The sequence below is a fragment of the Halorubrum sp. DM2 genome (genome assembly GCF_901686465.1).
Taxonomy (GTDB): Archaea; Halobacteriota; Halobacteria; order Halobacteriales; family Haloferacaceae; genus Halorubrum.
The window spans coordinates 1,770,640-1,794,976 of sequence record NZ_LR594487.1; the positions used below are offsets into that span (position 1 = coordinate 1,770,640).

Sequence of the window (24,337 nt, forward strand, 5' to 3'; positions counted from 1 at the left end):
ACGGCGCGGCCGAGCGACCGGGTCAGTCGAACCGCTGTTGAACGATTTCGAGCGCCTCCTCGCGGTCGTCCCAGTCGACGAACACTGCGACCGAGGTCGCGCTCGTGATCAGGTCGATGATGTTGATGCCGGCGTCCGCGATGGGCGCGATGATGTCTTGGATGACGCCCGACTGGTTGGGGAGTTCGCCGCCCGTGACGCGGATCACGGCGATGGGGTCGGCGACGGTGACCGAGGAGAGCGCCTCGTCGGTGACGACCGACTCGTGGAGCAGGGCCTCGGCGGTCTCGGCGACGTCAACGTCGACGTAGAAGGTGACCGAGTCCATCCCGGAGGCGACCGCGTCGATGTTGATCTCCTCGGCGCGCAAGGCGTTCGAGAGCTCGGAGAGGATCCCCGGTCGGTTCCGGATTGCGCGGCCCGCGATGGTGAGACACGCCAGCGGCTCCTCGCGCATGTCGATCAGGCTCTCGAACTCGCCCTCGATCCGGGTGCCGCCCCGGAGTAAGTCACCGTGCTGGTAGTGGACGACCCGAACCGCGAGTCCCTCGTCCTTGTACGAGAGCGCGGACGGGGCGACCACCTCCGCGCCCCGGAAGGAGAGGTTCCGCAGCTCGTCGACGGTGATCTGGCCGACGTTTCGCGCGCCCTCGACCACCCGCGGGTCGCCGGTCATCACGCCCTCGACGTCGGTGACGATCACGACCTCGTCGGCGTCCATGTAGTTGCCGAGCATGACGGCGGTCGTGTCCGAGCCGCCGCGACCGAGCGTGGTGACGTTACCGTCGTGGTCCTCGGCGAGGAACCCGGTAATGATCGGGACGACGCCGTCGAGCCGCGCCGCGATCTTCTGGGCCCGCCGCTTCGTCTCCGCGACGTCGACCTCGCCGCGCTCGTCCGTGATAACGGGCCAATCCGGGTGTCCCGGTTCGAGGAAGACCGCCTCGACGTCCCGGACCGAGAGGGCGGCCTTCAGCATCCGCACGCTGGTGCGCTCGCCCATCGAGACGATCTCCGCGCGGTCGGCGTCGTCCGTCTCGAAGGTGATGTCGTCGAGGAGTTCGTCGGTGGTCGACCCCATCGCGCTGGCGACGACCGCGATCTCGTGACCGGCCGCGACGGCGCTCGCGACCGAGTCGGCCGCGCGCTCGATCCGGTCGCCGCTGCCGAGGCTCGTGCCGCCGAACTTCGCGATTACGCGCATACGGATACCTCGTCGGAGGCCCGGAGCGGTCCGGATCCGGTCGGCGGTCGCGGGCGGGTGAGCGAGACGGAACGGGCCGACCCGAGGCCGGAATTCCGGCCCGGTCGGCGGAAGCGATCGGTAAACATGCGACTCCGTAGCGGAGGAAGCCGGATAACAGTATCCTCTTCGACAAGGGTCGCCCGAAGCGGCACGTCGTCCGAGGCGGCGCTAACTACGGACCGAGGCGGCGCTGACGAGCGATCGAGACTGGAGCAGGCCGGGAGATCACTCGTCTTGGATGCCCCACGCGTCGGGCATCTCGATGACGTACCGGCCGTCCTCCTGAAGGGAGATGATGTACTCCTGTCTGTCGTACAGCTCCATCAGGTTGAGCTCGTACTGCCCGGGGCTGACGATGCGGATGCTCTCGAACTGGTCGTTGAGCTCGTCGCGGAGGGCGTCGATGCCGGACTGCGGCTCCTCGTCGGCGGGCGGCGTCTCCGCGCCCTCGACCTCGCGGCTGGCGCGGTCGAGTTCGTCCGGCGAGACTACCTCGGAGCGCGCGCTCGCCTGCGCGGTGTCCTCGTCGCTCCGGTCCGCGATCTGCTCCGTGCCGTCGGTTTCGGGCGAGGGGTCGTCGCTCGCGGCGTCGTCGGGTCGCGTCGCGTCCGCGGATTCGCCCGACGCCGGATCGGTGTGACCCTCGCTCGGCGTCTGATCGGCGGCGTGCTCGTCCGGCGTCGACGCCGCGCCGTCCTCGGGAGCCGGTGGGGACGGGTCGGCGGTCGCGCCGGCGGAGCCGGCGTCGTCGCCCGCGGTCGGGTCCTCCGTCGCGCCGGCGGGCTTGAACTGGAACTTGTTCCCGCCGCAGTCGGGACACCCCGAGAGCATCTCCTTGGAGCCGTCGGGGAACGTCCGCCCGCAGGTGGTACACTGGTGGGGCATCTACTTGCGGGAGACGAGCGTGCTGATGAGGTTCTCGTCTTTGTGCAGCGTCTCGATCCGGTTCGCCGGGCCGATCACGGTGAGCTTCTGGGTGGACTCGCGGCCCATCAGTTTGTCGAGGAAGCTCTGGTCGCCGGCCTCGGCCTTCGGGTACGTCTCGATCTCGATGCCGGTGAAGTCGTCGGGGCTGATCTCGGTCATCGTCACCTCGATGAGCTTCGACTCCTCGTCCGGGGAGAGCCCCTCTTCGAGGATGACGATGTTGCCGTCGCGGACGCCGTCGAGGATGAGCCGGATCTTCTCCATGCCCGTGAGTCCCTCCATCCGCGCGCCGCTTATCATGTCGATCCGGACGCCGTCGTCGTCCGGATCGTCGTCCGCGGCGTCGACGTTGGCTTTCGGCCCGGGCATCAGCCGAAGTACTCCGCTATCTTGGTGTACACTTCGTCCATGTTGTCGCCCTCCAGCGCGGACAGCGGGATCGTCTCGTGTTGGGGGAAGGCGTTCGCGATCTGCTGGACGTCCGACCCCGGCAGGTCCGTCTTGTTGGCGAGGATCAGCGCCGGGAGGTCCTGCGACTCGATGATCCCTATCAGCATCGTGTTCACCTGCGTGAACGGGTCCGTCGTCGAGTCGAGCACGTAGATGACGCCGTCGACGTCCTCGCGGAGCCAGTGCATCGCCTCCGCGACGCCCTCGGTCGCCTCGCGCGACCGGCGGACGGCGTCGTCCTTCTCCATGTCGTGATCGAGGAACTCCTTGTAGTCGACCTTCGTCGTCACCCCGGGGGTGTCCACGATGTCGATGGTGACCGTCCGCCCGTTACGTTCGATCTCGACGCCCTCCTTCCGGCGCGCGCGCCGGGTTTCGTGAGGGATGTGGCTCTCGGGGCCGACGGCGTCACCCGTCCAGTCGCGTGCGATCCGGTTTGCGAGGGTCGTTTTGCCGGCGTTCGGCGGTCCGTAGATCCCGATCCGCTTGGGCTCGTCGGCCGCGAACAGGCCGTCCGTGACCCGCGATATGCTGTCTCTGAGATTCGTGAGCAGTCCCATCTTGACCTCCAGTCCGTGTGTGGTTTTCCCGAACACCGCGTTCGTCGGTCTCGACGGCGCTCACTCCGAGCGCTCGACGCCCGTTCGGGGAATTACGGTACGCTCCTCGCCGCGGTCACTTAAGAACTGCGTCAGACACCGCCGATCCGGGGCGTCGACGCCGGACGAACCCGAAATTCGGGGATCGGACCGGAGTATTATCAGGAAGCGGAAACGATCGGCGGGGCGTCGCGTTTCAGCGCGGGAACGACATCATTCCCCGTCGCCGTCTGTCTCCTCGGCGCGCTCGATCTCTTCGTCGCGCTCGCTTGCCGCGCCGAGGAAGACGATCGCGCCGCCGAGCAGCGCGAGGTTCTTCAGGAAGTTGATTTTGTTGCCGTGACGCTCTTCCCCCTCCATCGTCCAGAAGTCGTGGATCGCCGGCGTCGTCCCGAGGAAGAAGACGACGAGCGCACCCGCCGCGGCACGGGGAAGCCGCCAGAGGACGACACCGACGTTCGCGACCAGCAGCATCCCGGTGACGAACGGGACCATGACCTCCGGCATCGGGACGCCCTTCTCCTCCGCGACCGCGACGCGCTTGTCGTTGTTCTTGAAGCCGTCGACGGCCATGTACGCGAGGACGCCGCCGTACAGCGACCGACCGAGCAGCGAGGGTGCGTCGCGGCCGGCGGCGTCGGCCTCCGGCTCCGAGGTGGATTCGTCCGCCATTCAGACCACCTCGATCCGGCTGACGTTCGCGTCGACGCGGCCGACCGTCTCGTAGGTCGGGTCGCCGTCACCTTCGCCGCCGTCACCCTCGTCGCTCTCGTCGTCGACGCCCTCACCATCGACGCGGCGCATGATCCGCCCCTCCACGTCGTCGCGCTCGTCGGGCACGTCGAAGAGGCCGGAGCCGCATAGCACGTCGCCGTCGTGGACCGCCCACGTCTCGATTATCTCGTGGGGTTCGCCGGGGAACGAGACGCGCTCGAAGTCGCGGCCGAAGTTCGTCGACTCGAACAGGGCGACCTCGTGGTCGTCGTTCACCCACGCCGGCGGGGCCTCCTCGCCGCCGCAGAAGATCACCCGGCCGTCGTGGACGAACACCCGGCGGATGTACGAGAAATCGCTGCCGACGTCGAGTCGATCCCACGACTCGCCGGCGTCGGTCGTCCGCCAGAGACCGCCCTCGCCGACCGCGTGGCCGAGGCCGAGGTTTTCGAGGTCGTGGTCGAGGTAGCCGGTCGCCGCGAGCCACACGTCCTCCGAGATCGGGAGGACCTGATGGACGTCGTCGACGATGGCGTCGCGGTGGTCGGTCCACGTCCGCCCGCCGTCGCGGCTGACGTGGATCCCGCCCGCCTCGACGCCGGCGATCAGGGTGTCGGGGCGGCCGGGGACCGTTTCGAGCGCGCGAAGGCGCGCGTAGTGCGGGTCGATCGGCGACTCCCAGTGACCGCGCGAGGGGAGTTCGCGGAACCCCTTCTGTTCGGTCCACGTCTCCCCGCCGTCGACCGAGCGGAAGATGTACGGATCGTTGGTCCCGGCGTACAGCGCGCCGTCGGCCGTCGCGAGGATCGACCACACCTGGCTTTGGCCCGCGTGCCAGAAGCGGTCGCCGAGGGGGACTTCGAGGTCGGTCCACGTCTCCCCGCCGTCGAGCGAGCGGTACGCGCCCGTCGACGAGGCAACGAACACGCCCTCGGTGTGGTCCCACGACTTCACGGCGGTGACGACCCCGCAGTCGAGGACGGGGTCGAGTTCGTCGCGCTCGAAGGGGACGTCGTCCGCTCGGTACAGTCCGGAGTCTGTCCCGATCAACAGTGTCATATCCGTGTGTCAGCCGGGCGCATAATAAAGTTTTACCAACCTGTAAAACGCTAAGTGGCCGGGCTACGACGGGGCGACCATGTCCGCGCCGCAGCCCACGGTCCGTCCGACCGACGCCGCGTTCCTCGACGAATCGGACCCCGAACTCCCCACGGAGCTGCTGAACGTTCCGTGGATCGACCCGCACAACCACGCGCACACGCTCTCGTGGGAGGACCGGGAGCGGTACGCGCTCTCGGGCTGCCGGTCGATGGTGATGGTGTCGTCGGGGTACCACTGGACCCCCTACAAGCCCGTCGAGGCGAGCGACATCCGCTTCCTGTGGGACGACGCGGTCAACCGCCGGCGGGCCATCGAGCGCAACCACTTCTTCGAGGCGAAGCTGAGCCTCGGCGTCCACACCGGGGTCCGGATCGAGAACCCCGACGAGCTGCTGGCCGCGATGGGCGACTACTGCGCGCTCGACGAGGTCGTCGCCGTCGGCGAAACGGGCGTGACCCCGAGCCAGCACGTCGAGCGCTGGGACGTCGACGAACAGCAGGCGGTCGTCCAAGCGCAGATGGAGCTCGCCGCCGACCACGACCTCCCCGTCCTGCTCCACACGCCGAACACGTCGACGGAGTCGAAACGTGAGTACCGCGACGACCTCGGCGTCACCCCCGGCTACGAGAAGAACGCCGGACTGGGAACGGAGCCGGTCCTCGACGGGGAGAACCCGGCGCTCGAAGCCGTGAAACGCGACATCGAGGCCGCGGGCGACGCCGGACTCGACGAGGAGCATGTGGTCGCCTCGCACGCGGACGCGAACAACACCGCGTACCTCATGGCAGAGACCGACTGCTACCTGAGCTACACCATCGGTCACTCGTGGCTCGTCGGCGTCGACGCCGCCGACGTGGCGAACGCCATCGACGAGTACGGCCCAAAGCGGATCATGATCGACACCGACACCGCGAACGTGCTGCGGACCGACCCGTACGCGGTCAAACGGGCAATCTTCGAGCTGTACCGGTACGGAATCGACGTCGACGACATTCGGACCGTCGTCTACGAGAACCCGCGCGACGTGTTCGGACTGGCCGAATAAGCGACCCGCGGTGCGGTGGCGCGCGCCTGCGAGCGGTCGCCCCCGGCGACCGCGAAGCAGCGTCGCGCGAGGGAGTCGCTGGCGGTCGAGCGAAGCGACGACCGCCAGCGACGAGGCTGGGGAGGCGTGAGGCTGTGCGGTGCGGGGCGGGACTCGAAGGGGCGGCCGTGAAGCGGTCAGAGGCGACGCAAGCACCGAGGAACGAGCAACGCGAGTGACGAGGAGCGCAGCGAGCGTCTGACCGCTTCACGGCCGGGGCTTCGGTGGTCTCAGTCACCGAGTTCGGAATCTCGTACCGAGCGGCTGGGGCTTCGGCGGTCTCGGTCGACACGACAATCCGACCCCCAAGAAATCTCGTTAAAACGCGGGACTGCGAACCGACTATTCAGTCTCGAAGTCGGTCGTCAGTTCGCCGACTCCCTCGACGCCGACCGTGACGGTGTCGCCGTCGCCGAGCAGCACCGGGGGCTCGCGGTAGACGCCGACGCCGGGGGGAGTCCCCGTAAACACCAGATCCCCCGGTTTCAACGTGAACGCCTGACTACAGAACGAGACCAGCTCGTCCACGCCGAAGATCAGGTTCGATGTCGAGGACTCCTGAAGCCGCTCGCCGTTGACCTCCGCGAATATCTCCAGAGCGTGCAGATCCTCCACCTCGTCGGTCGTGACGAGGTCGGGACCGGTCGGTGCGAACGTGTCGAGGCTCTTCCCGCGGACCCACTGGCCGTCGCCGTGCTGGAGGTCGCGCGCGGAGACGTCGTTGCCGACAGTGAAACCGGCGACGCGGTCGAGCGCCTCGTCGGGGTCGACGCGGCGCGTCTCCTCGCCGATGACGGCGACGAGTTCGGCCTCGTAGTCGACCTTCTCGGTGTACTCGGGGTCCCAGCGCACCGCGTCCTCGGGACCGACGACCGAGGTCGGGAACTTCGAGAAGAGAACGGGTTCGTCGGGGATCGGGTTGTCGCCCTCCTCGGCGTGGTCGCGGTAGTTCAGCCCGACGCAGACGACCTTCTGGGGGTCGTCGACGGGGGCGGCGCGGTCGAGGTCGGCGGGGTCGCGGAGGCCGACGCCGGTCGATTCGGCGTACTCGACCGCGAGGTCGGCCTTGCGCCGCCACTCCCAGTCCACCAGCAGGTCGGTGGTCTTCGGGCCAATGTCGACGCCGGCGGCCGCGCCGGCCGTCGAGAGGTCGATCACGCCGGCGTCGGTCGCGACGCCGGTCCAAGGCGATTCGTCGTCCGCGGTTCGGTATTGTCCGATTCGCATGTGAAGTGTGTCGTTGAAAGAGAGATTTCGCGGGCGTTACAGGTCGATGCCGGCCTCGTCGAACAGCCGTTCGCCGGAGGCGACGAACCGGTCGAACTCCTCGCGGACCTTCGGGTTCGTCAGCTCGCCGTCGCGCTTGACGACCTCGCCGTCGACGAGGACGGTGTCGATATGCGAGGGGTCCGACTGGAACACGACGGTCTGGACCGGCGAGTGCGACGGGGCGGTCATGAAGTCGTTCGCGTCGAACAAGACGAGGTCGGCGCGCTTACCGGGGGTGATCGTCCCGATCTCGTCGTCGAGCTGGAGCGCCTTCGCGCCCTCGATGGTGGCCATTTCGAGGGTGTCGCGCGCGGAGATCGAGACCTCGGTGACCTCCTCGTCGCCCTCCAAGACCGCCTGGTTGTCGAACATACGCTGGAGCTGCATGCCGATCCGCATCTGGCTGCCCATGTCGCCGCTGACGTTCGAACAGACGTCGACGCCCCACGCGGGCCGGCCGCCCGCCTCCAGCACCTTGCCGGTGACGGGGATGCCGTGACCCATCTGCATCTCGACTTCCGGCGTCGACGAGAAGGAGACCCCCTGCTCGATCGCGTGGTCGATGTCCTCCTGCGAGAAGTGGTTCCCGTGGGCGACGTTGACGTCGGGACCGAGCAGGTCTTCGAGGCAGCCGAAGCCCTGGTAGTCGCCGCCGTACTCCGAGGACGGCCACAGCGCGGCCCCCATGTGGATCGTCGAGAGCGCGCCCAGATCGCGGGCCAGTTCCAGGTCGCCGCGGGCGGTCTCGTCGGTACAGAAGTCGGGACCACGGAGGCCGAGTGCCAGGCTGAGCAGGTCGTCCTCGCGGATCTGGTCCTCGTGGAGCTGTCGGATGTTCTCCTCGGGAAGTCCCACGTCGCTCTCGTACCACCACTTCGCCGAGTCGTCGCCGGGCGGGCCGTAGGTGTACACCGCGCGCAGCCCGCTGTCTTTCAGCGCGTCGACCGCGCGCTCGCCGTGTTCGAGCGTGTTCGGGTACGACCAGTCGAGCGCCGTCGTCGTCCCCGTGTGGAGCTTCTCGAAGGCACCGAAGAGGCCGCCGAGGTACATGTCCTCGGGCCGGTACAGCCCGGTGATGTTGCCGAGCATGTGGTCGAAGTACTCGTTCATCAGCGACCAGTCCCCGGCGATGCCGCGTACCTGCGTCTGCGCGAGGTGGATGTGCGAGTCGACGAATCCGGGCACGACGATGTGGCCGGACGCGTCGATCTCCTCGGCGTTCGACGCGGAGAGTCCGCCCCCCACCTCGACGATCTCGCCGTCCTCGATCAGGATGTCGGCCTCGTCGAGCGTCCCCACGTCCGGGTCGAGCGAGACCACGGTCCCGTTTCGCACGATCGTTTGTGTCATGTTCGATAATAGGGTTTGACCAAGAGGTTAAAAGTTTACCGGGCGGTAAAGTAGCGAGGGCGGTATCGAGGGGCGAGCGTATTATGTACCTCACACGTAGAGTGACGGTATGAGCGAATCACAGGGCGGATCGGCGAGCGAGTCCGCCGAGTCCCCGACCGAAAACGCCGACGCCGACGAGGGGTCGGGCGGCGAGACGGTGTCCTCTAAAGACACGAAGGAGGTGATCATGGAGGCGACCTTCCGCGCGCTGAGCAAGCACGGGTACAAGGACCTCCGGATGCGCGACATCGGCGAGGAGATGGACCTCACCCGGCAGGTGATCCACTACCACTTCGACGGGAAGTACGACCTGATGTCCTCGTTCCTCGAACACATCATCGACCAGTACGAGGGCAGCGTGGTCGTCGACGGCGACGCGGACCCTCGGACCGAACTCCGCGCTCGGGTCGACCAGTGTCTGTTCGGGCCCGAGTTCGAGGAGTTCAGCCACTGGGACCGGATGAAGGTGTACCACGAGCTGTACACGCAGGCGCAAAACGACGGCGACCACCGCGAGATATTCAACGAGCACTACGAGCGTATCCGCGGCAGTATCGTCGAAGTCGTCGAGGAGGGCATCGAGGAGGGCGTCTTCCGCGACGTCGACGCCGAGCGGATGGGCCAGCTCGTGACCGACGTCATCCACGCCGCTCGCGGCCGGCGGATCTCGCTCGGCCACGAGGACGCGCCCGAGGAGGCGCGGAAGGCGATAGACGAGTTCATTCTGGAGTCGCTCGAACAGACGGAGTAGGCGGAGCAGACGGAGTAGGCGGAACGGACCCCTTCTGCGATCGGCTCGACTCAGTCGTCGTCGACCGCGACGAGGCGCGGATCGCTTCTGTCGCGCCCCTCGCGGAGTCGATGGGAGCCGGCGAACCGAACGCGGTCGCCGGGAGACAGGTTTCCGTCGGCGGCCTGCGCGGTCAACTGTACCTCGTCGAACCGCACCAGCGCAAGGTAATTCGGCGTGCGGACGTCGGGCGGCGTGGTCTCGACCGTCGTCGTCGCGACGACCGTCCCGGTTTCGAGTCGAACCGTCGCGGTGTCCGCCGACGAACGGCCGCAGTTCGGGCAGCGGCGGCGGTCGTAGTACCAGCGGTTCCCGCAGTCGTCGCAGACGAACGCGCGGTCGGCGGGGAGGTCGCGGTCGGTCGGGGTATCGCGGTCCGTCACGCGCGCAACACCGTACAGACGCTGTTGTTTCCGAACCCGGCGACGTTGATCGCGAATCCGGTCTCAGCCCCATCGACGCGTCGGTTCGCTGGGAGGTCGCCGCGCAGTTGCCAGACGAGTTCGACGATCTGCGAGAGGCCGGTCGCGCCGAGGGGATGCCCGCGGGCCTTGAGCCCGCCGCCGGGGTTGACCGGAAGGTCGCCGTCGAGCGCGGTCTCGCCGTCGAGGGTCGCCTCCCACGCGGTGCCGGTCTCGTAGAAGCCGAGTTCCTCCAGTTCGATCAGTTCGAGGACCGTGAACGCGTCGTGGATACAGGCGACGTCGACGTCGTCGGGACCGATCCCCGCCCGGTCGAAGACCCGCGCGCCGGCGGTGCTGACGGAGTCGATGGAGAGCGGGTCGGACCGCTCCGCGACGGCGTGGGTCCCGGTGGCGCTTGCGATGCCGGCGACGCGGGGGGCGGACGACCCCGCTGTCTCTTGCCGAGTCAGGACGACCGCGGCGGCACCGTCCGACATCGGACAGCAGTCGTACAGTCGAAGCGGTGCGGCGACCACCGGCGAGTCGAGCGCGTCCGCGACGTCGATCGGTTTTCGGAACTGCGCGACCGGGTTGTCGACCGCGTTGGCGTGGTTCTTCGCCGCGACCGCGGCGAGGGCTTCGCGGGGCGCGTCGTGGCGATCGAGGTACGCGCCGGCCGCGAGCCCGCCGAAGGAGGGGAGCGTTATCCCCTGCGCGTACTCCCGTCGGTGGACGAGCCGGCTGATCGCCTCGGTGACGTCGCGCGTGTCGCCCGCAGACATCCGCTCGGCACCGACGATGAGGACGATATCGTCGTCGCCGCGCCCGACGCCCTCGCTGTGCCCGACGCCCTCACTGCCCTCGATGCGCTCGATACCCTCGACGCCGCGGTGGAAGGCGCTCGCGCCGGTCGCGCTCGTGTTCTCGATCCGGTCCGCGGACGCGCCGTCGAGGCCGAGCGTGGCCGCGAGCGCGTTCGCGAGGCCCGCGCTCTCGTCGAGCGCCTCCGCGAGGGCGTTGCCGAAGCGGAGCGCGTCGACCTCCGAGGGGTCGACCGCGGCGTCTGCGAGCGCGCGCTCGGCGGCCGTGGCCGCGAGATCGGTGAGCGAACGGCGGGAGTCGCTCTCGAACCGAGTCATGCCGACGCCGCTGACGCGGACATCAGTCGGCATTCTCGCCGGCGTCGTCGCCGAACACGCCCAGTTCCGCGAGTCGGTCGATCTCGTCCTCGGAGTAGCCGTGGTCGCGGAACACCTCACGGTTGTGTTCGCCCAAAAGCGGCGGGGGGAGTTCGAACCCGCTCTCGGCGTTGCGGAACTTGAGCGGGTGTTCGATCACGGGCACCTCGCCGAGTTCGGGGTGGTCGATCTCGGTGACGGTCCCGCGGGCGTTGATCTGGGGGTTGTCGAGCGCCTCCTCGACGCTGTAGACGGGACCCGCCGGGACGCCGGCGTCCTCGGCGATGACCTCGATCCACTCGTCGGTCGTCTTGTCGGCGAGCGTCGCCTCGATCTCCGCTTCGAGTTCGTCGAGGTGTTCGACGCGGTCCGCGTTGGTCTCGAAGCGGTCGTCCTCGGGGAGGTCCGGGCGGTCGAGCGCCTCGCAGAGCTCGCCCCAGAGCTTCTCGTTGAGGATACAAATGTTGATGAACCCGTCTTTCGTCTCGAACGTCTGGTACGGGGCGAGGACGGGGTCCTTGGTTCCCATGCGTTTCGTCTCCTCGCCGGCGAACACCATGCCGGCCTGCTTGGTGAGCCACGGCAGGGTGGCTTCGAGCATGCCGAGGTCGATGTACTCGCCCTCGCCGGTCCGCTCGCGCCGGTAGAGGGCGGTGGTCGCGCCGAAGGCGGCCCACATCGCCGTGATCAGGTCCGTCATCGGAAGTCCGACCTTGACCGGCTGCCGGTCCGCCTCGCCGGTGACGCTCATGATCCCGCTCATCCCCTGAATGAGGAGGTCGTACCCGGACCGCTCGCGCCACGGCCCGGTCTGGCCGAACGCGGAGATCGCGAGGTAGATCAGGTTCTCGTTGCGTTCGGTAAGCGTGTCGTAGTCGACGTCGAGCCGTTCGGCGGTGCCCGGGCGGAAGTTCTGGATGAAGATGTCCGCCTCCTCGACCAGCTCGTACAGCGCCTCCTTGGCGTCGTCGTTTTTCAGGTCGAGTTCGAGGCTCTTCTTCCCGTAGCTCAGCGTCCAGTAGTACGGCGACTCTCCCTTGATGAACGGCGGACCCGAGTGGCGGACGGCGTCGCCGTAGCCGGGCTGTTCGATCTTGACGACCTCAGCCCCTTGGTTCGCCAGCATCGCCGAGCAGAAGCCGCCGGTGACGAACGTCGAGAGGTCGAGGACGGTGACGTCCTCGAGGATCTTTCCGCCGTTCGCGGGACCGCCGGCGGTTCGACTCGTGGAATCGTCGGCGTCGGAACCGTCGGCGTCGGAACCGTCGGCGTCGGTCATCGAACCACCTCGGCTGACGTGCGCGTTCGTCTCATTGGTGTCCGTACAGTTTGTTTACCGGATGGTAAAACTATCGGCGTCGACCATGATATACGATGCGTCGCCGAGTGGGTGACCGATAGCCGTCACCGTCGGTTCCCGTGGACACCGATCACGGTGGGGACGTGGAGGAAGTCCTCCCCCCACCCCTTCGTTTCGGGTGGAAACCCGGGTTGGGGTGTGGGTGGTCGGTGGTCTGTGGACGGCGGTCGCTGTACTAACAGTAAATACTGATACGAAAAACAATAAAATAACTACACTACTACTAATATAATTTTGAGAGGATTGTCGAGGGTACTATTCACAATATTTTGTATTAAAACCACCGATATATTAGCCGCCCCTGACCCTCCCCCACCTGTTCGGCGTTCCACCCGAAACAAAGGGGTGTGGGGGTTCCCGATCGATACTATCACCGCGGCAAGGGGAACGGTACAGAAGACGACGGGCCGGCGGTTCGGGAGACAGTCCACCAACACTCCGAGAGAAGGAGATCCGACACCCCGAAAGAAGAATAATCGACGGGATCCGATTGACCGCTGAAACCCCACCGACGGCTCCCGGCACAGAGGCCAACGACCGGACCGATGCCCGACTGCGAATACGCGTAGTGACCGACACGTCGAATACGGAGGAACGAGTCCAACCGCGGCCACGGCGTCGTTCCACGGGAAGCCGCCCTCGGTGCTTCGTCTCCTCGTTTCTCCCTTCTCTCATCGGACTCAAACGCTCCGTCGTTGGGCCTGAACGCTCCCGATCGACCCGACATCTTCCCGGCGTAACGTGGATGCCACCGAGAGAGGGTCGTTTCAACTCCAGAGAGCAACACTTTTGTACCGTCTCTTCGTTCGCTTCGAGTGTATCAACTGGACGTGGTCGGTCCACATTTCGACCACATATCCGCATATCCGGCTGGAGACGGCGTGAGAACCGAGTTGCTCGATCGTCTCCACCTGAAACGGAGGGGTTCACATGGACGAAGGCGATCACACACCGCGGGCTGACGACGGCACTGATCCGGCCGACGGGACCGACCCGGACGACCAGACCGAGCCGGACCGTAGCAGCGACTCCGATCCGGACGATCCCGACCCGGGTGACTCCGAGGTCGACGCCTCCGGCCTCGACGGTCGATCCCGATCCGACGGCGACCCCGACAGCGACCCCGATTTCGGCTCCGACGACGACTCCGAGTTCGGCGACGACCCCACTCTCGACGACGACCCCACTCTCGACGACGACCCCACTCTCGACGATAGCTCCGAACTCAAAGACGGGTCTACCACCGACGGTGACGACTCCTCCCTCGACATCGGTTCCGACCTCGACGTCGACGTGGGGTCGAACCCGGACGTATCGGACCCCGACTCAGAACCGACCCCCGGATCAGAGCTCTCGACCGACGCCGGACCCGAAGCAACGGGCGAACCGGAAACGACGGGGATCGACAACGGCGGGCGCGACCGCTCGTCCCCCGACGTCGACCTCGACGGAGTCGTCCTCGACGACGACGAGAATCAGGGGCTCTTTGACGACCTCCTCTCCGGCGAACCGATCTTCGAGAACAAGGAGGTCCTCCGACCCTCGTACACGCCGCACGAACTCCCGCACCGCAACGACCAGATCAACCGGATGGCGACGATCCTCGTCTCCGCGCTCCGCGGCGAAACTCCGTCGAACATCCTCATCTACGGGAAGACGGGAACCGGGAAGACGGCGTCGGCGAAGTTCGTCTCACAGGAGCTCGAATCCACCTCCCAGAAGTACGACGTCCCCTGTGAGGTCGAGTACATCAACTGCGAGGTGACCGACACCCAGTACCGGGTCCTCGCCCAGCTCGCGAACACCTTCATCGAGGAGAATCAGGCGGTCATCGCCGACGAACTCGACCGCCTCGAAGCCCTCCGCGACGACGCGACTGACGCCGACGGCCGGCCGAGCGGCGACGCGACCGCCCTCGCCGGTACCGAGTTCGACTCGGTCGAGGAACTCGACGAGCGGATCGACGAACTCGAAGCCGACGCCGACGAGATGGAGGAGGTCCCGATGACCGGATGGCCCACCGACCGCGTCTACTCCACGTTCTTCGAGGCGGTCGACTACCACGAGCGCGTGGTCGTGATCATGCTCGACGAGATCGACAAGCTCGTCGAGAAAAGCGGCGACGACACCCTCTATAATCTCTCGCGGATGAATTCCGAACTCGACCGCTCGCGCATCTCGATCATGGGGATCTCGAACGACCTGAAGTTCACCGACTTCCTCGACCCCCGCGTCAAGTCGAGCCTCGGCGAGGAGGAGATCGTCTTCCCGCCGTACGACGCCAACCAGCTCCGAGACATCCTCCAACACCGCGCCGACACCGCGTTCAAACCCGACGCGCTCACCGATGACGTGATTCCCCTGTGTGCGGCGTTCGCAGCGCAGGAGCACGGTGACGCCCGCCGAGCACTAGATCTCCTCCGCACCGCGGGCGAACTCGCGGAGCGCTCGCAAGCGGAGATCGTCGCGGAGAAACACGTCCGACAGGCCCAAGACAAGATCGAACTCGACCGCGTGGTCGAGGTCGTCCGCACCCTCCCCACGCAGAGCAAGATCGTCTTATTCGCCGTCATTCTCCTCGAAAAGAACGGCGTCCACAACATCAACACCGGGGAGGTGTTCAACATCTACAAGCGGCTCTGCGAGGAGATTGACGCCGACGTCCTGACTCAGCGACGCGTCACCGACCTCATCAGCGAACTCGACATGCTCGGTATCGTCAACGCTGTCGTCGTCTCGAAGGGGCGCTACGGTCGGACGAAGGAGATGGGCCTGTCGGTTCCAGTCGAAGAGACCGAGGCAGTCCTCCTGTCGGACTCGCGACTCGGCGACATCGAGAACGCACAGCCCTTCGTTCAGGCGCGGTTCGACAACTGACGCCGTCCGCCCCGCACTTCTCGACACGCGCGTCGAGTCGAAACGAACCCGTCGAAAGGATATCAGGCCGCGGGGTTCGACGCCCCGAGCGACGCCTGCGCCGCCCCCGACGCATCCGGGGCCGGGATCCCTGCGCCCACCGTCTGCGCTATCGCCTCGCTCAACTCCACCTGTCCCGTCGCGATCAGGCGGATGTACCCGAGATACGGGACGCGGAGTCGGGCCACCCCGTTCACCCACTCGGCCCTGACCGGCGGCGAGAGACCGCTGGCCTGGTCGTAGGCCCCGTTGTTGTCTCCGAGCGTAACGTACCCGTCGTGCGGTGCCGGACAGTTCGCGAGCGACTCGCAGTCGACGGCGTTGTGATACCGCTCGTCGGCGCGGTCGTACCAGTTCTCTCCCTCGGTAACGTGGAACATGGCTCGGTGGATGATCGGCGATCCGGTCCGCCCCGGCGGGGTGTATATCACGACCGACCCGTAGGACCCGAACGTCCGGTAGCCGACCGACTCCCCCGTCTCGTGGGTCACGACGCCGACACCGTTGTCCGCCGCGTCCGGCGCGAGCCGACCGGGTTCGGTGACGAACACTAGGTCCCCCACCTGCATGTTCGGCTCCATGCTCCCCGACTCGACGGCGACCATGGGCGGCCAGATGCCGCTGACGCCGAACAGCAGCAGCCCGACCAGCAGGACCACCGCCACGCTGGACAGCATCTCCCGGATCCACATCAGCGCGCCGTCGCGGTCGTGACGAAACCGGTACAGCAGCGACTCCTCCTCGCCCGCCCCCGGCCGCTCGGACCGCTCGGAGGGATCTCTCGATTCGGAGAAATCCTCGGACTCGGCGAGACGCTCCGACTCGGGGGAACGACCCGATTCGGAGCGGCCACCCGACCGCCCGGCGGACCCGTCAGCGCCGACTGCTCCCTCGACCTCGACGGACTCTCCGCCGATTTCGGTTCCGTCCGCGTCGGCGACGGGCTCGCTCGCGTGTTCCGCATCGCTCCGCTCTCCACCCGAAATGTCGGGTTCGGCGACGGAGTCGCCCCCGGCCGCGGGACCGGCTCCGTCCTCACCGTCAACGTTCTCGCCGGCCGATTCGTCCGACGATTCGTCCGGCGCTTCCTCTTTCGATTCGTCCGGCGATCCGCCGCGATCCTTCTCGGCCCCGTCTCTCGTTCGTTCGTCTCGACCGGCCGACTCGTCGGCGTCTGTCGACCGATCCCCTTCGTCCATTACGACCGCGTTGGCGGCTTTCGTTCATAAGCTTCCGGGTGCGGACGCCGACATCGACCCCGCGAGCCCGGCCGGCTACCCCGGCCCGACGCCTCCGGAACGGTTTTGGTCGCGACCGCCGTTTCGGGTAGCGTGCCGCTGGAGTCGAACGCCCGGATCGCGAAAGCCCTCGCCGAGCGCGGCTACAACGCCGAGCGCGAGGCGATCACCCTGCTCGCGGGCGCGACCGACCCGGCCGCCGCCGTCGCGGCCGCGGTCGATCACGCCCCGGACGAGGCCCTCCGGATCACCGCCGACCACGTCCGCGAGGCCACCGCCGACACCGAGAGATCCGCGGCCTCACCCGATGCGAACGGACAATCTCCAGTCGAAACAGGGGGGTCTGCGACCCGCGGAGCCGGAGAGACTGATGCCGGGTCCGCGGACGCTCCGACTCCCGAGACCCCCACCGCGGACGCTTCGACCGCGGACGCTCCGACCGCCGACGCTTCGACCCCCGACCGCTCCCTCGACCCCGACCTGCGCGACATCGAAGTCGGAAACGACATGACGGGTCGCAGCACCGGGACCGGCGAGTACGCCGACTTCGTCACGACCTTCCGCGACCGCTACGAGCGACTCTCGAAGATCCTCCGCGGCCGCGTCAACCACCGGCCCGCCGAGGCGATCGCGGACATGCCCGGCGGCAGCGACGCCGCGATGATCGGCTTAGTCAACGACGTGCGCTCCACCAAGTCGGGCCACTGGCTCGTCGAGTTGGAGGACACCACCGGGACCTTCCCCGCCCTCGTGATGAAGGACAAGGGCCTCGCCGACGTCGTCGACGAGATCCTGATGGACGAGTGTATCGCGGTCGAGGGGACGCTCGCGGACGACTCCGGTATCCTCTTCGCCGACTCGCTCCACTTCCCGGACGTCCCCCGGACCCACCGCCCGGGCGGGGCGGACCGCCACGTTCAGGCCGCGCTGATCTCCGACGTCCACGTCGGCAGCGACGAGTTCATGGCCGACGCGTGGCACAGCTTCACCGACTGGCTCCACACCCCCGAGGCGGACCCGGTCGAGTACCTGCTGCTCGCGGGCGACATGGTCGAGGGCGTCGGCGTCTACCCCGACCAGGACGAGGAGCTTGAGATCGTCGACATCTACGAGCAGTACGAGGCGTTCGCGGAACTCCTCAAGGAGGTCCCCGCGGACACCGAGGTCGTGATGATCCCGGGCAACCACGACGCGGTCCGGCTCGCCGAACCGCAGCCCGGATTCAACGACGAGATCCGTTCCATCATGGACGTTCACGACCCGCAGATCGTCTCGAATCCGGCCACCGTCTCGGTCGAGGGCGTCGAGGTGCTGATGTACCACGGCGTCTCGCTCGACGAGGTGATCGCGGAGCTACCCGAGGAGAAGGCGAGCTACGACGAGCCGCACAAGGCGATGTACCAGCTGCTGAAGAAGCGCCACGTCGCGCCGCAGTTCGGGGGCCACACCCGCGTCGCGCCCGAAGAGCGCGACTACCTCGTGATGGAGGACGTGCCCGACGTGTTCCACACCGGCCACGTCCACAAGCTCGGCTGGGGGAAGTACCACAACGTCCTCGCGGTCAACTCCGGCTGCTGGCAGGCCCAGACCGACTTCCAGAAGTCCGTCAACATCGACCCCGACGCCGGCTACGCCCCGATCCTCGACCTCGACACGCTCGACATGACGGTCCGGAAGTTCTCGTGACTCCCGCCCCCGCTTTCGATCACTCCCCGATCTCGACCCGTCCGCTCGTCGCGTCGTTGAGCCGCTCGCGGAGCGGTTCGACCTCCTCGACCGGCACCCGGAGGTCGAACCGGACCCGCTGCCCGTAGTCGGCGTCGAACTCGACGCCGGTCGACTCGATCACCCCCCGGACCGTCCCCGAGTCGTCGTACTCGGTCTCGACGACGAGACTTCGGTGCGGCCGCTCCTCGATCACGCCGGCCGCGTCGACGCCGTCCTTCACCGCGCGCGAGTAGGCGCGCGCGAGCCCGCCGACGCCGAGGTTCGTCCCGCCGTAGTACCGGGTCACGACCGCGGCGACGTTCCGAACCTCGCGCTGCTGGAGGACGTTCAGCGCCGGCTTCCCCGCCGATCCGGTCGGCTCGCCGTCGTCCGACGAGTACTCCCTGAGCATCGGGTCGGACCCCGGCGCGCGCTCGGACGACTCGCCGGCGGGCACCCGGTACGCCGGCACGTTGTGCGTCGCGTCGACGTACTCGTCTCGGACCGCCTCGACGAACGCCTCCGCCGCCTCGACGGTGTCGACGGGCGCGACGTGCCCGAGGAACTCCGAGCCCCGGACCTCGAACCGCGCGGTCGCGCGCTCGGCCACGGTTCGGTACGCGTCGGTCACGACTCCGCTTCGCCCTCCGTCCCCGCTTCGTTCTCCCCGCGGTTCCGGCGTTCGACGACGACGCTCGTCGGGGGCGCGAGCCGGAACAGCGCGAGGAACGCCGCGATCCCGACCAGCTCGACGACGGCCGCCACGATCGCCAGCGGCTCCGCCGAGAGCGCCGCGGCCGCACCCGTCCCGTGCCACGCGAGGAACCCGCCGAGGAAGGTCCCGAGCGTCCCCGCGCCGAGCGCGTACAGCCGCCGGTACTCGCCGGCCCGCAGCGTCGCGACCCCCACCGCCACGGCGAGCGCGCTCCCGGCGAGGAAGAGGTAGGGGCGCGCGTCCGGCGGGGACCCGAGCCGCGGCCACGCCCACAGCAGGTGGACCGCCCCGGCGACGACCGCGGTCTGGACGGCGATCCCGCGGAGGAGGCGCTTTCTCAGGGTGTTTCGGCCCTCGGGCCCTCCGGTCGCCTCCGTCACCGGTTCACCGCTCATTCCCACGGATGGCTCCCGCGGGCGTCGGGCCACAGGGGGTACCAGTAGGACTCGTCGTCCTCTAAGCCGAGTTCGCCGTCGAGGACGGACTGGAGTTTGAACTCGATCCGCTGGTTCCGGTCGTTCGTCCCCCGCGGCGCGAACGGGTAGTACGCGCCGCGCCGGAACGAGTAGATCCAGTAGGCCGCGCCGTCGTCGTTCTCGAAGCCGAACACGGCCGCGAGCAGCCGCGAGCCGAACCCCTCCTCGATGAACTGGTCGGCCGCGAAGTGGACGCTCGTCACGAGGTCCTCCGGGTCGTCGTCCTCGAGGACGAACCACTGGTAGCCGTGGTCGTCCTCGTGTCGGTGGAACCCCGTGCCGGTCTCGATCTCGCCGGCCTCCAGGATGGCCTCGACGGTCTCGACGGCGTCGTCGAAGCGCGTGCTGTCGACCCCGGAGAAGCACAGGGCGGCCTCCCCGCAGTGGTCGTAGCCGAGGTCGGCCTCCATCGTCATGTACGCGGTCGACATCCCGAAGAGGTCCTCGGGGTCCGCCTCGCGGGTCGCGTCGGTCTCGGCGCTCGTCCCGAGGACGGCCCGGATCGTGTCGAAGATGCCCATCTGTCTCGGTCTACGTGCGGCGGGGTTTAGGGCGTTTCCGTCGCCGGCGTTCGCCGGCCTCGGAGTCCGTCGTCCTCGGACCGCGTGCGGCCCCGTTCACTCCTCGTCGTCGACCCGATCGAGGTACGTCAACACGCCCCGTGTGTTCAGGCTCGTGTTCGCCCGGGCCCGCTCGGGGTTCCAGTAGTCGATGTCGCGGCTCGCCGCCTCGAAGTGGTCGACGACCGCCTCGTCGTCGTCGAGTTCGGCGCGCTTCTGCCGGACCCGCTCCACCCACTCGACGAACGCCCGCTTCGCCTCGCCGATCAGGTCCGCGTCGCACTCCCGCGGCCCGAAGTGGCCGAAACAGACGATATCCGGGTCGAGGTCCTCGATCAGCCGGATGTCGTCGAGACACTGCTCGAAGTCGAACTGCGGCGGCGGCGACGTCGGGGTCACGGCGTCGATATCCGGGACGTAGATCCCGGCGGCGTCGGCGGAGAACACGACCTCGGCGTCGGGGTCGTGGTAGACGGCGTGGTGCGGGGCGTGGCCCGGGGCGTCGCGGACGACGAGTTCGCGGTCGCCGAGGTCGATCCGGTCGCCCTCGCTCACCCCCTCGATCCGGTCGTCGGGGACCGGTTTCGGCTCCGCGTAGTGTACCCACTGCTCTTCGACCGCCGACTTGGTGCCGGCGACGAGCGCCCCGGGGTCGACGAGGTGTCGGACCCCCTTCTCGGGCACGCGGACCTCCGCGTTCGGGAAGCGCTCCGCGAGGTACCCCGCCCCGCCGGCGTGGTCGAGGTGGGCGTGGGTCGGGAGGATCCACGCGAGTTCCTCGCGACCGATCCCGATCTGCTCGATGGTCTCGAAGAGGGCCTCCCGGTTCGCCCCCGTCCCGGTGTCGATCACGATCGGTCGCTCCGCGTCGTACACGTACACCGCGCCGTACTCGTCGGTCTCGAACATGCCGGTGTCGTGGACGTACAGGTCGTCGACGCCGCGAACCGGTTCGAACTCGCCAGCGCGCATACCGGACGAGGAACCCGGGGCCACTTCTAGCGATCGGTCCGATCCGTCCCGCGACGCACCGCGCTTCGGTCCGACCGCTCCGTCGGTACCGTCGCCGCGCCGACGGGCCGAGGCTTATGGTCGCTCCGCCCGAGGGATCGGTATGCGAGTGCTCGTCACCGGCGCGACCGGATTCGTCGGGAGTCGGCTCGTCCCGACGCTCCTCGCGCGCGGCCACGACGTGGTCGCGCTCGTCCGCGACGCCGACGGCTACGCAGCGCCCGACGGCGTCGCCGTCGTCGAGGGCGACCTGCTGGAACCGGACACGCTGCCGCCCGCGTTCGAACTCGACGGAGAGACCGTCGACGCCGCGTACTACCTCGTCCACTCGATGGACGGCGGCCCGGGCTACGAGGAGCGCGACCGGAACTGCGCGACCAACTTCGCCGCGGCCGCGTCGGCCGCGGGGATCGACCGGATCGTCTACCTCGGCGGTCTCGGCGAGGACCGCGACGAACTCTCCGAACACCTCCGGTCGCGACGGGAGGTGGAGCGGATCCTCGCGGACGGCGACCCGGCGCTCACGACGCTCCGGGCCGCGATCATCATCGGCGCCGGGAGTGCCAGCTTCGAGGTGATCGCCGGGCTCGCGAGACGCCTCCCGGTGATGGTCACCCCGAAGTGGGTCGACACGCTGTGCCAGCCGATCGCGATAGCTGACGTGGTCGCGTACCTCGCGGGCGTCCTCGACGTCCCCGAGACCGCGGGCGAGACGTTCGAGATCGGCGGCCCTGAGGTGTTGACCTACGCCGAGATACTCCGCCGGACGAGACGCCAGCTCGGCGGCGGGCTCCGGATTGTCAGGGTGCCCGTGTTGAGTCCCGGGCTGTCGGCGCGGTGGCTCCGACTGGTCACCGACGTGAACCCGTACCTCGCTCAGTCGCTCGTCGAAGGGCTCCGGAACACCGTCATCGTCGAGGACGATCGGATCGGGGAGTTCGTGTCGGTCGAGTTGACGCCCTTCGAACTCGGCGTCGCGCGGGCGCTGACCGACTCGCGAAACGCCGAGGGGTCGCGGCTGAGCGCGCTCCCCGGGGTCTCGCCGTGAGCCGCGACTACGGCGAGACGTGGGTGTACGAGAGCCTCGTCGGGGGGATCCCCGGACTCGGCATCTCGCGGACGCTGGCGGTCGCGCTCCAGTTCGTGATATTCGAGGCGGGCGTGGTGGGACTCGGCTGGTACTACGGGACGTGGAACGCCGTGGCCGCCGGGACGGTCGCCGTCGTCGTCGCCGCGGTCGGGAGCGTCGAGATGCACCGGCTGGGCGCGAAAAACCGGCTGCTCGGGACGCCCCCGGAACACAAGCGTCTGCTGTTCGGATCGAGCATCGAGATCGTGTTGGGCGTGCTGGCGTTCATCGCGCTGATCACGTACCTGTTCGCGTGGGACGGGGCCGCGGGACCGACGCTCATCGACCGACTCTTCGGCCCGAATCCACCGCTTCCCGTCGTCTACCTCACGCTGCTCGTCCTCTGGGACCTGACGTACCGGATCGGCACCTCGTGGTGGAGCGCCGTCGTCGCGCTGTGGCGCGCGGTCCACGTCGACCTCTCGCCGGAGGAGCGGGCGACGGTCCGACGGCTCGACGCCGAGAACATCGGCTTCTCGCTCGTCCAACTCGCCTTGGTCCCGTTCCTGCTCACTGAACCCGTGCTGCTCGGCGCGGTCGTCGGCCACGTCGTCGCGGTCGCGATCGTCTGTTCCGCGGCGATCTGGCTCAGCTGACTCGCTGTAGTCGCTGCCGGCGAGCGTCGCCACTGGCGTCGTTCGAGAACGGAGTCAGAAGGCGCGGCGTCGCCGCGGCCGCGTCACTTGCCCTGAAGCTCTTCGAACTTGTCGAGGAGTGCCTCCGTGGAGTCGCCCGAGTCGTAGGTCAGGGAACCGGAGTACTCGGGCCGCTCCGCGTCGAAGTCGGCGTCGACTTCGCTGGTCTTCTTCTCGCGACGCTCGTGTTCGGCCTCGTCATAGGCACCCATTGACATGGTACAACACCACTTGGCTGTTTTCTGTAATATATCTGTCGGTTAATGTGTCATAAAAGCTGATGGTTCGGTCCCGTTCACCGGAATCGATTAACCTCGCGGCGTGATACCAAACGTCTGTGGCACAACCCCTCCGTTTCAGGCGCTCCCCCGGCCGGTGGACCGCGGACCGGGTCCGGTCCCAGATCGGTCATCCCCTCGACGAGAACCTCGGAGCGACCGCCGGCGACCCGTGGTTCGCGCCGCCGCCCGGCTACGAGGCGCGTCGGTTCGACATGGACGACGGGTCGTCCGCGCTGTTCTGCTGGACCGACGACGACGCCGACCCTCCGCCCGGCACCGACGGCGGACCGGCCGGGTACTGGCTCGGAAACACCGAGACGCCGAGCGATCTCTGGCGGACGGAGAAGTACGGGTTCGACGAGGCCCCGTACCCGGTCTCGCGGTGGGCTCAGCGGGAGCTGCTCGCCGCGCTCCACGACGACGAGCCGTGGCTGGCCGACTACCCGCACGTCTCGTGGTACTTCCTCCCCGTGTTCTGCTCGAAGGACGGCGCGGAGACGAGCCGGGCGTTCTTCCGCGACCACGCGGCCGGGTTCCCGGACGCGACCCGCGAGGCCGGGACCGGGTTCGTCGAGGAGACGCTCCGGCCGGGCGTGCTCGACGACTACCGCGAGACGATGGCGGGGAAGCTCGGCACGTCCGCCTCCCCGGACCTCGTTCGGATGAGCGCGGCGATAGCCGAGTTCACCGCCGCCCGGATCCTCGCCGAGGCGGGGTACGGAGTGACCCCCGAGATCGAAGTGACGACGGGCCACTCCCTCGACTTCCGCGCGACGGACCCCGACACGGGGGCCGGCCACCTCGTCGAGGTGACGCGCCCGCAGCCGACGGCGGGGCGCTCGGCGAACGACCCGGTCGCCGCCGTCCGCGACACCGTCGAGACGAAGACCAGCGGACAGCTCGCGGCCCACGCCGGCGGCGTCACCCTGTTCGTCGACTGCTCGTCGTTCCCGGCCGAGGAGTGGGCCGCGGTGCGCGCGGCCGAACCCGCGGTCCGTCACAAGCCCGCGGTCGTGTACCGCGCCGAGCCGGACGGGTCGATCGAGGGGTATCGGAAGGGGTCGGTCCCGCTCGACCTCTCTGGGGTCGTCGATCCGGTATCGTAGACTCGGTTTCGCAGATCCGGTTTCGTAGCCGCGTCGCTCCTCGGTCGGA

At 68.1% G+C, this 24,337-nt stretch carries 24 protein-coding genes; 7 read left to right on the plus strand and 17 right to left on the minus strand.

Translation table 11 applies throughout. The features are described 5' to 3' along the window. Positions 1 to 22 precede the first annotated feature (22 nt). The 6 genes from QOL69_RS09035 to QOL69_RS09060 form a co-directional block, all read right to left on the minus strand. The gene (locus tag QOL69_RS09035; protein ID WP_048077566.1) at positions 23 to 1,204 is read right to left on the minus strand and encodes an aspartate kinase; all 1,182 of its coding nucleotides are present in this window, start codon (positions 1,202 to 1,204) and stop codon (positions 23 to 25) included. A 267-nt stretch (positions 1,205 to 1,471) separates the two neighbouring features. Beyond that, on the minus strand, positions 1,472 to 2,131 hold the full coding sequence (locus tag QOL69_RS09040; protein ID WP_283402913.1) for an OapC/ArvC family zinc-ribbon domain-containing protein: 660 nt from the start codon (positions 2,129 to 2,131) through the stop codon (positions 1,472 to 1,474). Continuing rightward, positions 2,132 to 2,542: a divisome-positioning protein B gene (locus QOL69_RS09045; protein ID WP_048077563.1), complete on the minus strand. Its 411-nt coding sequence runs from the start codon at positions 2,540 to 2,542 to the stop codon at positions 2,132 to 2,134. Next, positions 2,542 to 3,183: a divisome-positioning GTPase DipA gene (locus tag QOL69_RS09050; RefSeq protein WP_048077596.1), complete on the minus strand. Its 642-nt coding sequence runs from the start codon at positions 3,181 to 3,183 to the stop codon at positions 2,542 to 2,544. Before QOL69_RS09050 ends, QOL69_RS09045 begins: the two co-directional genes overlap by 1 nt. 252 nt (positions 3,184 to 3,435) lie before the next feature. Beyond that, a complete protein-coding gene (locus tag QOL69_RS09055) occupies positions 3,436 to 3,894 on the minus strand; it encodes a DoxX family protein (protein WP_283402914.1) in 459 nt (152 codons plus the stop codon). Continuing rightward, the gene (locus QOL69_RS09060; RefSeq protein ID WP_283402915.1) at positions 3,895 to 4,995 is read right to left on the minus strand and encodes a WD40/YVTN/BNR-like repeat-containing protein; all 1,101 of its coding nucleotides are present in this window, start codon (positions 4,993 to 4,995) and stop codon (positions 3,895 to 3,897) included. It lies immediately after the preceding gene. A 79-nt stretch (positions 4,996 to 5,074) separates the two neighbouring features. Between QOL69_RS09060 and QOL69_RS09065 the strand changes: the two genes are divergently transcribed. Then, complete coding sequence (locus tag QOL69_RS09065; RefSeq protein ID WP_283402916.1) at positions 5,075 to 6,082, plus strand: TatD family hydrolase; 1,008 nt, start codon at positions 5,075 to 5,077, stop codon at positions 6,080 to 6,082. Positions 6,083 to 6,463: 381 nt separating this feature from the next. Here the strand turns inward: QOL69_RS09065 and QOL69_RS09070 are convergent, their stop codons facing one another. Then, entirely contained in the window at positions 6,464 to 7,348 is an 885-nt protein-coding gene (locus tag QOL69_RS09070) for a fumarylacetoacetate hydrolase family protein (protein ID WP_283402917.1), read from the minus strand. A 36-nt stretch (positions 7,349 to 7,384) separates the two neighbouring features. Then, complete coding sequence (locus QOL69_RS09075) at positions 7,385 to 8,740, minus strand: amidohydrolase family protein (protein ID WP_283402918.1); 1,356 nt, start codon at positions 8,738 to 8,740, stop codon at positions 7,385 to 7,387. Between the two features lie 109 nt (positions 8,741 to 8,849). On the opposite strand from QOL69_RS09075, the gene QOL69_RS09080 reads away from it, so the two are divergent. After that, positions 8,850 to 9,533: a TetR/AcrR family transcriptional regulator gene (locus QOL69_RS09080; RefSeq protein WP_283402919.1), complete on the plus strand. Its 684-nt coding sequence runs from the start codon at positions 8,850 to 8,852 to the stop codon at positions 9,531 to 9,533. A gap of 50 nt (positions 9,534 to 9,583) precedes the next feature. On the opposite strand, the gene QOL69_RS09085 is transcribed toward QOL69_RS09080, so the two are convergent. From QOL69_RS09085 to QOL69_RS09095, 3 genes are read right to left on the minus strand one after another with little or no spacing between them, the layout of a single operon-like run. Then, complete coding sequence (locus QOL69_RS09085; RefSeq protein WP_283402920.1) at positions 9,584 to 9,955, minus strand: PhlB family protein; 372 nt, start codon at positions 9,953 to 9,955, stop codon at positions 9,584 to 9,586. Then, positions 9,952 to 11,148 (minus strand): thiolase C-terminal domain-containing protein, encoded by a 1,197-nt coding sequence (locus QOL69_RS09090; RefSeq protein WP_283402921.1) that lies wholly within the window; start codon positions 11,146 to 11,148, stop codon positions 9,952 to 9,954. The genes QOL69_RS09085 and QOL69_RS09090 overlap by 4 nt, the downstream gene beginning before the upstream one ends. Further along, positions 11,138 to 12,433 (minus strand): CaiB/BaiF CoA transferase family protein, encoded by a 1,296-nt coding sequence (locus tag QOL69_RS09095; protein WP_283402922.1) that lies wholly within the window; start codon positions 12,431 to 12,433, stop codon positions 11,138 to 11,140. The genes QOL69_RS09090 and QOL69_RS09095 overlap by 11 nt, the downstream gene beginning before the upstream one ends. 1,011 nt (positions 12,434 to 13,444) lie before the next feature. Here QOL69_RS09095 and QOL69_RS09100 point away from each other — a divergent pair. Then, the gene (locus QOL69_RS09100) at positions 13,445 to 15,391 is read left to right on the plus strand and encodes a Cdc6/Cdc18 family protein (RefSeq protein ID WP_283402923.1); all 1,947 of its coding nucleotides are present in this window, start codon (positions 13,445 to 13,447) and stop codon (positions 15,389 to 15,391) included. Positions 15,392 to 15,453: 62 nt separating this feature from the next. Here QOL69_RS09100 and QOL69_RS09105 read toward each other — a convergent pair whose 3' ends face one another. Beyond that, complete coding sequence (locus tag QOL69_RS09105; protein ID WP_283402924.1) at positions 15,454 to 16,629, minus strand: S26 family signal peptidase; 1,176 nt, start codon at positions 16,627 to 16,629, stop codon at positions 15,454 to 15,456. A gap of 132 nt (positions 16,630 to 16,761) precedes the next feature. On the opposite strand from QOL69_RS09105, the gene QOL69_RS09110 reads away from it, so the two are divergent. Continuing rightward, the gene (locus QOL69_RS09110) at positions 16,762 to 18,354 is read left to right on the plus strand and encodes a DNA-directed DNA polymerase II small subunit (RefSeq protein ID WP_283402925.1); all 1,593 of its coding nucleotides are present in this window, start codon (positions 16,762 to 16,764) and stop codon (positions 18,352 to 18,354) included. 19 nt (positions 18,355 to 18,373) lie between these two features. On the opposite strand, the gene QOL69_RS09115 is transcribed toward QOL69_RS09110, so the two are convergent. From QOL69_RS09115 to QOL69_RS09130, 4 genes are all read right to left on the minus strand, one after another. Beyond that, a complete protein-coding gene (locus QOL69_RS09115; RefSeq protein WP_283402926.1) occupies positions 18,374 to 19,006 on the minus strand; it encodes an IMPACT family protein in 633 nt (210 codons plus the stop codon). Continuing rightward, the gene (locus tag QOL69_RS09120; RefSeq protein ID WP_283402927.1) at positions 19,003 to 19,485 is read right to left on the minus strand and encodes a hypothetical protein; all 483 of its coding nucleotides are present in this window, start codon (positions 19,483 to 19,485) and stop codon (positions 19,003 to 19,005) included. Before QOL69_RS09120 ends, QOL69_RS09115 begins: the two co-directional genes overlap by 4 nt. Further along, entirely contained in the window at positions 19,482 to 20,087 is a 606-nt protein-coding gene (locus QOL69_RS09125) for a PspA-associated protein PspAB (RefSeq protein WP_006629184.1), read from the minus strand. The genes QOL69_RS09120 and QOL69_RS09125 overlap by 4 nt, the downstream gene beginning before the upstream one ends. 96 nt (positions 20,088 to 20,183) lie before the next feature. Further along, positions 20,184 to 21,098, minus strand: coding sequence for an MBL fold metallo-hydrolase (locus tag QOL69_RS09130; protein WP_283402928.1), 915 nt, complete (start codon positions 21,096 to 21,098; stop codon positions 20,184 to 20,186). A gap of 142 nt (positions 21,099 to 21,240) precedes the next feature. Here QOL69_RS09130 and QOL69_RS09135 point away from each other — a divergent pair, with 142 nt between their 5' ends. Both QOL69_RS09135 and QOL69_RS09140 read left to right on the plus strand, forming a co-directional pair. After that, a complete protein-coding gene (locus QOL69_RS09135) occupies positions 21,241 to 22,185 on the plus strand; it encodes an NAD(P)H-binding protein (RefSeq protein ID WP_283402929.1) in 945 nt (314 codons plus the stop codon). Further along, entirely contained in the window at positions 22,182 to 22,862 is a 681-nt protein-coding gene (locus tag QOL69_RS09140; protein WP_283402930.1) for a DUF7530 family protein, read from the plus strand. The genes QOL69_RS09135 and QOL69_RS09140 overlap by 4 nt, the downstream gene beginning before the upstream one ends. Before the next feature lie 83 nt (positions 22,863 to 22,945). Here QOL69_RS09140 and QOL69_RS09145 read toward each other — a convergent pair whose 3' ends face one another. Continuing rightward, the gene (locus QOL69_RS09145; RefSeq protein ID WP_004599209.1) at positions 22,946 to 23,113 is read right to left on the minus strand and encodes a DUF5786 family protein; all 168 of its coding nucleotides are present in this window, start codon (positions 23,111 to 23,113) and stop codon (positions 22,946 to 22,948) included. Between the two features lie 125 nt (positions 23,114 to 23,238). On the opposite strand from QOL69_RS09145, the gene QOL69_RS09150 reads away from it, so the two are divergent. Further along, the gene (locus tag QOL69_RS09150; RefSeq protein WP_283402931.1) at positions 23,239 to 24,288 is read left to right on the plus strand and encodes a DUF5784 family protein; all 1,050 of its coding nucleotides are present in this window, start codon (positions 23,239 to 23,241) and stop codon (positions 24,286 to 24,288) included. Positions 24,289 to 24,337 lie beyond the last annotated feature (49 nt).

What these genes read in the sequence shown, in the direction of transcription:
- QOL69_RS09035 (WP_048077566.1), bottom strand. Translation starts at nt 1,204, where the DNA reads ATGCGCGTAATCGCGAAGTTCGGCGGCACGAGCCTCGGCAGCGGCGAC.
- QOL69_RS09040 (WP_283402913.1), bottom strand. Translation starts at nt 2,131, where the DNA reads ATGCCCCACCAGTGTACCACCTGCGGGCGGACGTTCCCCGACGGCTCC.
- QOL69_RS09045 (WP_048077563.1), bottom strand. Translation starts at nt 2,542, where the DNA reads ATGCCCGGGCCGAAAGCCAACGTCGACGCCGCGGACGACGATCCGGAC.
- QOL69_RS09050 (WP_048077596.1), bottom strand. Translation starts at nt 3,183, where the DNA reads ATGGGACTGCTCACGAATCTCAGAGACAGCATATCGCGGGTCACGGAC.
- QOL69_RS09055 (WP_283402914.1), bottom strand. Translation starts at nt 3,894, where the DNA reads ATGGCGGACGAATCCACCTCGGAGCCGGAGGCCGACGCCGCCGGCCGC.
- QOL69_RS09060 (WP_283402915.1), bottom strand. Translation starts at nt 4,995, where the DNA reads ATGACACTGTTGATCGGGACAGACTCCGGACTGTACCGAGCGGACGAC.
- QOL69_RS09065 (WP_283402916.1), top strand. Translation starts at nt 5,075, where the DNA reads ATGTCCGCGCCGCAGCCCACGGTCCGTCCGACCGACGCCGCGTTCCTC.
- QOL69_RS09070 (WP_283402917.1), bottom strand. Translation starts at nt 7,348, where the DNA reads ATGCGAATCGGACAATACCGAACCGCGGACGACGAATCGCCTTGGACC.
- QOL69_RS09075 (WP_283402918.1), bottom strand. Translation starts at nt 8,740, where the DNA reads ATGACACAAACGATCGTGCGAAACGGGACCGTGGTCTCGCTCGACCCG.
- QOL69_RS09080 (WP_283402919.1), top strand. Translation starts at nt 8,850, where the DNA reads ATGAGCGAATCACAGGGCGGATCGGCGAGCGAGTCCGCCGAGTCCCCG.
- QOL69_RS09090 (WP_283402921.1), bottom strand. Translation starts at nt 11,148, where the DNA reads ATGCCGACTGATGTCCGCGTCAGCGGCGTCGGCATGACTCGGTTCGAG.
- QOL69_RS09095 (WP_283402922.1), bottom strand. Translation starts at nt 12,433, where the DNA reads ATGACCGACGCCGACGGTTCCGACGCCGACGGTTCCGACGCCGACGAT.
- QOL69_RS09100 (WP_283402923.1), top strand. Translation starts at nt 13,445, where the DNA reads ATGGACGAAGGCGATCACACACCGCGGGCTGACGACGGCACTGATCCG.
- QOL69_RS09105 (WP_283402924.1), bottom strand. Translation starts at nt 16,629, where the DNA reads ATGGACGAAGGGGATCGGTCGACAGACGCCGACGAGTCGGCCGGTCGA.
- QOL69_RS09120 (WP_283402927.1), bottom strand. Translation starts at nt 19,485, where the DNA reads ATGAGCGGTGAACCGGTGACGGAGGCGACCGGAGGGCCCGAGGGCCGA.
- QOL69_RS09125 (WP_006629184.1), bottom strand. Translation starts at nt 20,087, where the DNA reads ATGGGCATCTTCGACACGATCCGGGCCGTCCTCGGGACGAGCGCCGAG.
- QOL69_RS09130 (WP_283402928.1), bottom strand. Translation starts at nt 21,098, where the DNA reads ATGCGCGCTGGCGAGTTCGAACCGGTTCGCGGCGTCGACGACCTGTAC.
- QOL69_RS09135 (WP_283402929.1), top strand. Translation starts at nt 21,241, where the DNA reads ATGCGAGTGCTCGTCACCGGCGCGACCGGATTCGTCGGGAGTCGGCTC.
- QOL69_RS09145 (WP_004599209.1), bottom strand. Translation starts at nt 23,113, where the DNA reads ATGGGTGCCTATGACGAGGCCGAACACGAGCGTCGCGAGAAGAAGACC.